Here is an 8,238-nt window from a genome sequence, read left to right as displayed (position 1 = left end):
TTGCCTGGCTTAACAAGTTCAAGCGTGTCATTACACGTTGGGACCGCTGCATCGAACATTACACCGCCTTTGTTCATCTCTCACTCATCATGATTCTGCTTCGCCGCCATTTATGAAATGAGTTCTAGTCTCCTAGGTGCCCATATTGATCGGTTCAGGCATGCAGGACGGCGGTGCGATGGATACTTGGGAATATCGTACCTCGGCCGCGTTGCCGGAACCGCCGCGCGCATGTTGTTGTAAGGACGCTCGACGTCCTTCGATTGGGCTTAATAGCGGGTGGGCCGTTCGACCGCGCGCACGACAACCTTGGTCTTGGTGATCACGTCGCCATCTGCTTGTACTTTGGATACCGTCTTAATGCGGACTACCACTTTGCCTTCATCGACGGCGCCTTCGCCGGCGCCGCTGGAGACGACCCCGTTGGCTCCCGATTCACCGTACCCGGCAGCATTGACATCGGTCCCAACCGCCTTGACCTTAAGCACCGCCTTCGTCACCGTTGTGCCATTCGGTTTTTCGTGCGCCTGCGTGGTCGCCTTAACATCGACCGAGCCGGCGTCGACTGCGCCGCCGCCTTCAACATAGGAATACTGCCCACCCGCCGAAATCTGATCCAGTTGCTGATCGGTCAGCAACTCGGGGGCGGCATGCGCCAATCCAACGGTGGACGCCAGGAGGCTCGCGAACAGGGTACGGCGGACATAAGTCAACATGATGATCTCCATTGATGGACGAAGCGGCAATGCTGCCCGAATGTGTTGTGGTTCCACCCGCGCCGGGTGGTCCTGTGCTGCACCTTCCAGAAGCGGCAACCGCTGCATCTAGAAAGTTAAAACGTAACTGGCAGCGCGACGTCGAAACTGTATTTCGGCGCGTCGCTGCCGACCCCGATGTCCGTTGATACGCTCAGCATCACATCGCGTGACAAGACCAAAGAGGCGCCAATATTGATCAGACCATACGTCTCGTCGGACCCGGGAATGGAGGCGGCATTGATCTCCTGTCTAGCGCGATGAATCTGCGAAAACCCAAATTGCAGGGTCGTCGCCCGGCTTGTGGCAAGCACGGTACCGAGCGTCAATCCCGTGACAGCACCTGGCTTGACGTAGTCGCAGTCGAACACGTATCCATAGGATGCGCTGGCAAATAATGCCTGTGGATCTTGACGCCTGAGGGCGACGACCTCGCCGGTCAGCTGACGATATCCTGCCAATAAGGCGACCTGCCCATCGGTGCGCTTGCCGGTTCCGGTGTTGAGGCTGACGTGTCCAATGAGGTATGGCATCGCGCCTTTTTCTTGCATCAGCGTCTTTGCCCAACCAACGGTGATGTCATCGATGCCGCTGCCGTTGGTATTGGTGACATCACCCAGTGCGTCGCGCCTCGAGGCGCATACATGCTGCGGCGGCACCGAGAATTCAAACTGGCCTTCCATTGGCAGCCCGGCACGGAATTCAACAGGCGCGATAAATTCGTTGCGGCGTAATGACTGGTCGGCAAGTGCCGGCGACCTGGCACCCGTGGCTGGACTGGCGATGTCCACGAGGACCGATGAGTCCCTCTTGGTGCGATGGTCGGAAAGGCCCGGTGTAATGCTCTTCGAGCCTTGTGGAAGCAGTAACGCTCCTGACTGGGTAAGCGTGCGTTCCAACGCGCGTTGTGCAGCATCCTCATCAATGTCGAAACTACCTGGACGTGACGCTGCGGTGCGCTGAGCCGTCTGCGTCGTGGGTGGCGCCGACGGCGCTGTCGTTGCGCGCGCAGATACCGTCGCCGAGTGGGGCAGTTCGTCCAGACGACGCTCCATGTGCTTGAGGTGGCGTTGCAGCGCTTGCACGCGTGCCTCGGCTTCCGCCAGCTGGGCAGTTAATTGGCGATTTCGTCGCGCCAGCGTTCTCTGGGCCAAAGCCGTGCCTGCCGATAGTGCCAGCGCCACCGGCAACGGCGACATCACGGCGATCGGATGGTTTGTATTGCGGAACATGGGTGCTCCGGATGATGAAATGAGTAGATCGCGTGCGTGGGTGGCTTCGGTGTCGATCATGGCGCATGCGTTGACCTGTTACCGGAGCATCACGAAATCCTCGACGCTTGCGCTCAACCCGTGGAACGTCGGATGAGGAGGGGCCTTGCGCTCGACAGCGAAGCCGACCCGCCCTAACGTCGGATAGTTGATCCACGCCTGCTCGAACTCGTCTTTCAGCATGGTACGGTTGCCCCAGGCAGGATCGGCAAGCAGCACACGGTTGCCCCGCGTGCCTCGGAAGACGACAAAATGGTTGTACCCACGCACATTGATCGGCACGAGAAGCGGTGCTTTAGCTTCCAAGTCCTTCATTTCCATCTTACCCAGACCAACGCCTTTGTAGCCGCGCATTTCTGCGTAACGCTTGAGATCAAGTAGAGAAAAGCCTTCCCGGATCTGGATGAGTTCGGGTTGGTCAATGTACTCGGGTCGATTCATCAGAGTGACGGCTACCTCTTTCTCGGTCAGACTTTCTCCGTGCTGGTAGTTCAATAATGTGGTAAGCGCCGCGGCACCGCAGCTCAGGTCCCATTTCTGGAGGATGACGTTTTGGTGGCGCATTTCGAGCAGCGAAACAACTTGTCGCTCTTGCGCGAACGACTGACCAGTGGATAGTAAGCATGCGGTCATCAACGCAGCTAGCGCGCGGCCTCTATGGCGGCACGGTGCCAATCGACGCCAGGTTGACTTGACGGATTCGTTCTGACATAAGGTGGCGGTAATCATAGCTCTGTCCTCAACAACGTAAACGGCGAAACGGCCATGTCACCAGCCTGGAATTCGGCAGCGGCACGACCGTTCATCTGACAACGCTTCATCAGCATCGGCGGACCCATCGTGTGCCTGCTGTCGGTGATCATGCAAAAAGCGCAGTGCCGAGGCGCTCTCATCGCTAACGACATGGGTACCACTTAATGAACGTGCAGCGAGATAGGCAGTGACCGACCGCCAATCCGTCGCATCAGCCGCCGATCTGCACGCTGTAGCGCATAGGAAAGGCGTCTGCAGCACAGGCGCCAGGACGACATCCTGCTGGGCAGCGAAGATGTCCATGGCGACGTCGTTAAGTTCGGACGGTTTTCCTGCATGACATAAGGAGGATAGGGCGCATACCATGAAAGCCGCGCCGGACACCGCTAGTTGCTTTGCCATCACGGTAGTCTCCATCGTCATACGTTTTCTTATTGGGCGCTGTGGCTGTCTACCAGACAAGACCGGTAGAGGCCACAACGTGGTCATCACGAACAGCGATCCGCCACGGCCGTACGGATGGCCATGGCGGTATCGCATGAATCAGAAGCTCGAGCCGGCAGCTGCGGCGGAGGTGACCTTGTAGCCAACAGCGAGTGTGCCAGCCGTTGCGGTGGTGCGCTTGCCGTACCAGTTGCTAGTGGCGCTGGTGGTGGCAATGCTGAGCGTCTTGCCATACTTAGCGGAACCCTCGGTGGTCGCAAGCGATTCCATGCCGCCTGCAGAGACGGTGTCCATCTGGCTGTCACTCAGGTGCATGGGCTCGCTTGCATTTGCAAAGCCGGCGACAGAAACAAGAGCTACAGCTGAAAGCAGCTTTTTCATGATAGATCTCCTAATGAGGTGGATTAGAAATTTACCTTACACATTCGCGAGCGACATCGCACTGCGGGAACGGCTATCGGCTGGACCGTACGGCAATACTGGTAACCGATGACACACTGCGTTTGACGCCGCTACTGGTAGAGGCGGTTGTGCTCGCAACGACATAGGTCTTGCCATAATCTGCAGACGCCATGCCGCTAACTCGGGTGTACATGGCGCCAGCGGATACGGCATCCATTTGTCCGTCGTTCAACAACGCCGGCTCAGCTGCCGCCAAACCGCCGCCAGTGGCCAGAACGCCTACCAGCGCACACACGCATACGTTCACTTTCATGGTCGGACTCCTAGATAACATTGCTGCAGCGAAGTTTCGTATTCGTTGCACGTGGCAGTGTTAAGACGGCCACTTTTGATGAGGAGAAGAAGGTCGCGCTGGGCCTTGAGTTGTGAATCCAACTCCCGACTTCGCGCTTCCTTTGCCTCTTCACCGTCGACGTCTAGGGGCAGACGGTCGGTCCTGCGCCTTGTGGGCGCAGAATTAGACCGAGCGGCGTGCTTAGAAACTTGATCCGGCAGCTGCGGCGGAGGTGACCTTGTAGCCAACAGCGAGTGTGCCAGCCGTTGCGGTGGTGCGCTTGCCGTACCAGTTGCTAGTGGCGCTGGTGGTGGCGATGCTGAGCGTCTTGCCATACTTAGCGGAACCTTCAGTGGTGGCGAAGGATTCCATGCCGCCTGCAGAGACGGCGTCCATTTGGCTGTCACTCAGTTGCATGGGCTCGCTTGCATTTGCAAAGCCGGCGACAGAAAACAGGGTGCCTACTGCCAGTGCGGACAGAGTTTTCTTCATGATAAATCTCCTAGTAGGGATAGTTGAATAATCTCGCCATTAGATATGGCAAGGTACAGCATCGAACGCGTGCAACAGCTCATCATCACCGATTCGCGTGTCGTCCCCAACGGTCTCGAACGGGGTGCGATTCGGTTTAAGCAATGTAGCGCGACGGTGTGCAGATTACTAATAAAAGATTTGGATGAATAGCGCGGAGCCCGTGACGCCACGCTGCTGATACTGGTGATCGCAAGGAAAGCATTTGACAGCAAAAAATAGTCGTGCCCCAATCTGTTAAGTCAGCGCTACACCAATATTGTGTGGGGATGAAGGAGCGAAAAAATGGTGCAGTATCTGGCATGCCGATCGCATTGGCATCATTTATACAAAGCATGGTCGACGCGGGAACAATTTGGAATAGGGCGGCAACATGTGTTGCGTCAGCCACAAGGGGCCGCGGACAGTGGCTATCCAAATGCCTGACGTTCAATAGCGCTTTGACGACGTGGCAGGTCCTGCGACGATCCGCCTGTCAGGGCAACAGTCGACCTGCGACGGCTGTCTGCAAACACTCTGATGCCAAATACTGTTTGAACGCGCGACAGTGTGCTAGGGCGGCTCGGTCACCAGAGCATGGAGAAAGTCCCCATTCAAGAACATCCTATTTGTAGGAAGCTTGGTCCACGCAAGGTACATCACGTCGCCACGTGGATGTGCGCATAACTTGTTGCATGAGAGAGGCGCCCGCAACGAAGGCGTTGCATACCTGCTGTAGACGGCGCCACCGTGGACCGTCGAGTGTGGCAAAGCCAGTGCATTTCTGTGGCAGGCGGTATGTCATGTCTGGTAGTTCCAGACAGTGCAGCATCTCGAAAACGAATAGGACTGACACCAATTAGCGTATTAGCATTAGCGCACGCTTGTAGACGGTGTCATCGACAATCGTGTCCCGGGATGGCAGGATCGCTTATGTTTCCGCAGGGTCAAGCGGATCAAGGCAATACAGGCAGGACGCCTGCTCGATTGCACAGGATCTTAAGCTGGCTAGCGGGCGTGATGATGGTTATGGTGTCCCGAGCGGATCATTGGCTGACGTGGACCCAAACGCTGTGGCGGCATCAATGCACGCTTGAAGCGACGCCGCGGCAACACTGAGATTGACGCCAGTCGTTGTCGGATACCATAAGAGTACCCATGCCCGCTGCTGACTGATGGCTTTTTTCTGTTCCTCATCATTTACCCATGTGATGCCTTGATCTTCTGCAATCAGATCCATGATTCCCGTGGCGCTGCCTGGCACCTGGTTGCTTTTAATTACGCTTACCATTGCAATTGAAAATTGACCTGGTAGCAACGCGAGTAGCTCCTGCTCGACGGGATCGAAATTCATGGGCTTCCTCTTTAAAAAGCGGTGGAAACTGGAGCATGGGGAAAGCGCTGACTCTGTCATACGGTTCGTTTCCCAGGCAGGATAGTCGGCGCAGCCGATGTCCTACAACCACGCTACCTTACGGCTGGTGCTCCTAGTAGCATCCCAAGAGGCAAGGACTTGCTCACTGAACCCACCATGCATCGTCTACTAAATTATTGCAAGTATCTTCAAGCTGTTCAACCAGCCTCAACTTTAGAGCGCTGAGAAAATATGAATAATAAAACTTGTCGAACAGTGGCACTGGCGATGCGCTTATATTCACATTCCTTATCGATCAAGCGGATCGATGCAAACAGGGGACGTCCCGGGTGCGCGCTTAAATTGCACAGTACAGGTAACGTCATAGCCATCGCTACCGGTTGGGAAATGCCATAGGTAAAAGTTCTTGTTGCCCGCCTGAACAAAAAAAGCCGACGTTATGTTGCACCTTCTTCGTTGTAAGTAGGTCAGGTTTGAGCCAAGTCATACATCAAGAATTTGGATGACATTATTACAAGCGGTTGTAAGAGTATTGAGTGTTGGGAGAGGTGATTTTTTAACCAATTGTTCCTATGCACTATCGCTGTTCAATGGAAGCCAATTGCAGTCGCTTTGGTAGAAATCCAGAGGTCAATATCAGTGAACATGGAAAAAACCCGTGCGCAGTCTGTAATATTTAATAATAGGGAGTCAACATGCATGGTATAGATCGTCTTTCGAACAAGGCGGCGATGATGGCGGATCTCACACATGCACCGCCAACCGCGCTCCGTGCTTTCAAGCGTACCTCCTTTCGCATTGACGTGAAGGACTGGCGGGTGCTTCATGCGGTTGTTGACTGCGGCACATTCGCGAGCGCGGCCAGCGTGCTGCACATGAGCCAGCCTGCGGTGAGTTACACCGTGGCCAAGCTAGAGCAACAGATAGGCGTTGCGCTATTTCGTCAGGCAGGGCGCAGGGCGTGCCTGACGCCCCAAGGAAAGGCGCTTGTGGAGCGGTCCCGAGCGTTAGTCAAGGAAGCGTATGACGTCGAGGAATTTGCCATTAATCTGATGCAGATGTGCAATCAAGACATCCGCCTTTTGGTAGACAAGGATTTTCCTACCAACTTGTTGGCAAAAGCGTTGCGCCAGATCGAGCAGCAACAAAGCTATGTCAATGTCGCGCTCCTCGAGCGGTCAGTCACAGCCATTGAGCAAACGCTGATTGATCGCGGTGCCGACCTCGCGATCACGAGCAAGATTCCGAGCGGTTTGACCGGCACGCTGCTAGTTGAGATACATTACGTTCCGGTTGCTCATCCGCGCCATCCGCTGTTTCGTTCGGGGCGAACCATTGAGCTCGAAGAATTGCAAACCCTGAAGGAGGTGCGTATCGCGATGGATGCTAGCGATAGCACCAATTTCTCTAAGCATCCAGCGAGCCGGTCGCAACCAGGTACGAACCGGACTTGGGAAGTACACAATTTTGACACTGCCATCAATATTGTTTCTGAAGGCTTAGCATACGCGTGGCTTCCCAAGACGAGAGTTGCGTCATTACTGTCCCAAAAGAAGCTGCGCGTTTTACCGCTTCAACGGGACGGCAATCGGGTAGTTCGATATTACCTTGTAAGCGGGCATGGGCTTGGAGACAACATGGCGGTCACCTATCTGTCGACAGCATTGTGTGATTTGATTAGAACGGATGAAACACCATGACACACCAACTTTAACCAAACCCAACTTATTTGACGAACGGTCTCGGCTAGGCATCCCGTCGCGTATCGTCTGCGCCGCGCGGTGGGACACGATGCGTACTCTCTGGCGGGCAAGGCTGCACGGCGATGTTCGCCAGCATCCTCTGGACCTGCCACCCGTACCATCGTAGTTGATCGCCGCCTAGTTGGTTATGACGGCTTTGGCCGCTGCAGAGGAGGTGTTTCCCGATGCAGCGGCCTTGATGATCGCATATCCACCGGAATTGCTGATTATGACCGTACCGCCGGGTGGCGCTGTCACGGTGGCGGTCTCGCCATTGACGCGGCCGGTTGCGCGAGCGGACGCAGCACCGGCACTAATAGAGTCCAGCTCGGCATTATTCAATTGAACCGGCTCTCGTGCCATGGCCGTTAAGAGAAGAACTACTAAGCATGTGCACGGAAATTATTTGACGCTGTACGGCGCAGCCAGAAGTGTTTGGACAAGATACCGGCGATCCGTCGCGCTGCTGCATTCGATAGACCACGCACATAGTGTAGGAAGGCAGTGACGTGCTCTTCAATCGAGCCATATTGCCAATTAGTGCTTGTCGCCTTTTTACCTTGCGCCCATAGCAGCTCCATCGGGTTCAGCTCCGGGGTGCGCTTAGGCAGCCAGACCAGACGGATGCCAAGGTGCCTTGCCAGAACTTGCG

General features: G+C 55.6%; 9 protein-coding genes and 1 pseudogene. 1 reads left to right on the top strand and 9 read right to left on the bottom strand.

Annotated elements, in window-relative coordinates:
* Positions 1-269: 269 nt before the first annotated feature.
* From IGW03_RS36640 to IGW03_RS36605, 8 genes are all read right to left on the bottom strand, one after another.
* A complete protein-coding gene (locus tag IGW03_RS36640; RefSeq protein WP_194727313.1) occupies positions 270-716 on the bottom strand; it encodes a hypothetical protein in 447 nt (148 codons plus the stop codon).
* A 116-nt stretch (positions 717-832) separates the two neighbouring features.
* Positions 833-2,047: an RNA-binding protein gene (locus tag IGW03_RS36635; protein ID WP_194727312.1), complete on the bottom strand. Its 1,215-nt coding sequence runs from the start codon at positions 2,045-2,047 to the stop codon at positions 833-835.
* Positions 2,048-2,065: 18 nt separating this feature from the next.
* Complete coding sequence (locus IGW03_RS36630) at positions 2,066-2,755, bottom strand: C39 family peptidase (protein ID WP_228536331.1); 690 nt, start codon at positions 2,753-2,755, stop codon at positions 2,066-2,068.
* 39 nt (positions 2,756-2,794) lie between these two features.
* A complete protein-coding gene (locus tag IGW03_RS36625; RefSeq protein ID WP_194727311.1) occupies positions 2,795-3,181 on the bottom strand; it encodes a hypothetical protein in 387 nt (128 codons plus the stop codon).
* Positions 3,182-3,322: 141 nt separating this feature from the next.
* Complete coding sequence (locus IGW03_RS36620) at positions 3,323-3,604, bottom strand: hypothetical protein (protein WP_194727310.1); 282 nt, start codon at positions 3,602-3,604, stop codon at positions 3,323-3,325.
* Between the two features lie 73 nt (positions 3,605-3,677).
* Complete coding sequence (locus tag IGW03_RS36615; RefSeq protein WP_194727309.1) at positions 3,678-3,938, bottom strand: hypothetical protein; 261 nt, start codon at positions 3,936-3,938, stop codon at positions 3,678-3,680.
* 222 nt (positions 3,939-4,160) lie between these two features.
* The gene (locus IGW03_RS36610; protein WP_194727308.1) at positions 4,161-4,451 is read right to left on the bottom strand and encodes a hypothetical protein; all 291 of its coding nucleotides are present in this window, start codon (positions 4,449-4,451) and stop codon (positions 4,161-4,163) included.
* Positions 4,452-5,496: 1,045 nt separating this feature from the next.
* A complete protein-coding gene (locus tag IGW03_RS36605) occupies positions 5,497-5,823 on the bottom strand; it encodes a hypothetical protein (protein WP_194727307.1) in 327 nt (108 codons plus the stop codon).
* 716 nt (positions 5,824-6,539) lie between these two features.
* Between IGW03_RS36605 and IGW03_RS36600 the strand changes: the two genes are divergently transcribed.
* Positions 6,540-7,544: a LysR family transcriptional regulator gene (locus IGW03_RS36600; protein ID WP_194727306.1), complete on the top strand. Its 1,005-nt coding sequence runs from the start codon at positions 6,540-6,542 to the stop codon at positions 7,542-7,544.
* A gap of 425 nt (positions 7,545-7,969) precedes the next feature.
* Here IGW03_RS36600 and IGW03_RS38590 read toward each other — a convergent pair.
* Positions 7,970-8,238, bottom strand: a pseudogene (locus IGW03_RS38590) (hypothetical protein); the annotation flags it as partial.

The sequence above is a fragment of the Noviherbaspirillum malthae genome, from assembly GCF_015352985.1.
In the GTDB taxonomy this organism is placed as follows: domain Bacteria; phylum Pseudomonadota; class Gammaproteobacteria; order Burkholderiales; family Burkholderiaceae_D; genus Noviherbaspirillum; species Noviherbaspirillum malthae.
The sequence above is the reverse complement of the archived record's forward strand: the minus strand, read 5'-3'. Positions and strand labels throughout refer to the sequence as shown.

Excerpts from the sequence above, each read along its gene's own strand:
- IGW03_RS36640 (WP_194727313.1), bottom strand. The coding sequence starts at position 716 with ATGTTGACTTATGTCCGCCGTACCCTGTTCGCGAGCCTCCTGGCGTCC.
- IGW03_RS36635 (WP_194727312.1), bottom strand. The coding sequence starts at position 2,047 with ATGATCGACACCGAAGCCACCCACGCACGCGATCTACTCATTTCATCA.
- IGW03_RS36630 (WP_228536331.1), bottom strand. The coding sequence starts at position 2,755 with ATGATTACCGCCACCTTATGTCAGAACGAATCCGTCAAGTCAACCTGG.
- IGW03_RS36625 (WP_194727311.1), bottom strand. The coding sequence starts at position 3,181 with ATGGCAAAGCAACTAGCGGTGTCCGGCGCGGCTTTCATGGTATGCGCC.
- IGW03_RS36620 (WP_194727310.1), bottom strand. The coding sequence starts at position 3,604 with ATGAAAAAGCTGCTTTCAGCTGTAGCTCTTGTTTCTGTCGCCGGCTTT.
- IGW03_RS36615 (WP_194727309.1), bottom strand. The coding sequence starts at position 3,938 with ATGAAAGTGAACGTATGCGTGTGTGCGCTGGTAGGCGTTCTGGCCACT.
- IGW03_RS36610 (WP_194727308.1), bottom strand. The coding sequence starts at position 4,451 with ATGAAGAAAACTCTGTCCGCACTGGCAGTAGGCACCCTGTTTTCTGTC.
- IGW03_RS36605 (WP_194727307.1), bottom strand. The coding sequence starts at position 5,823 with ATGAATTTCGATCCCGTCGAGCAGGAGCTACTCGCGTTGCTACCAGGT.
- IGW03_RS36600 (WP_194727306.1), top strand. The coding sequence starts at position 6,540 with ATGCATGGTATAGATCGTCTTTCGAACAAGGCGGCGATGATGGCGGAT.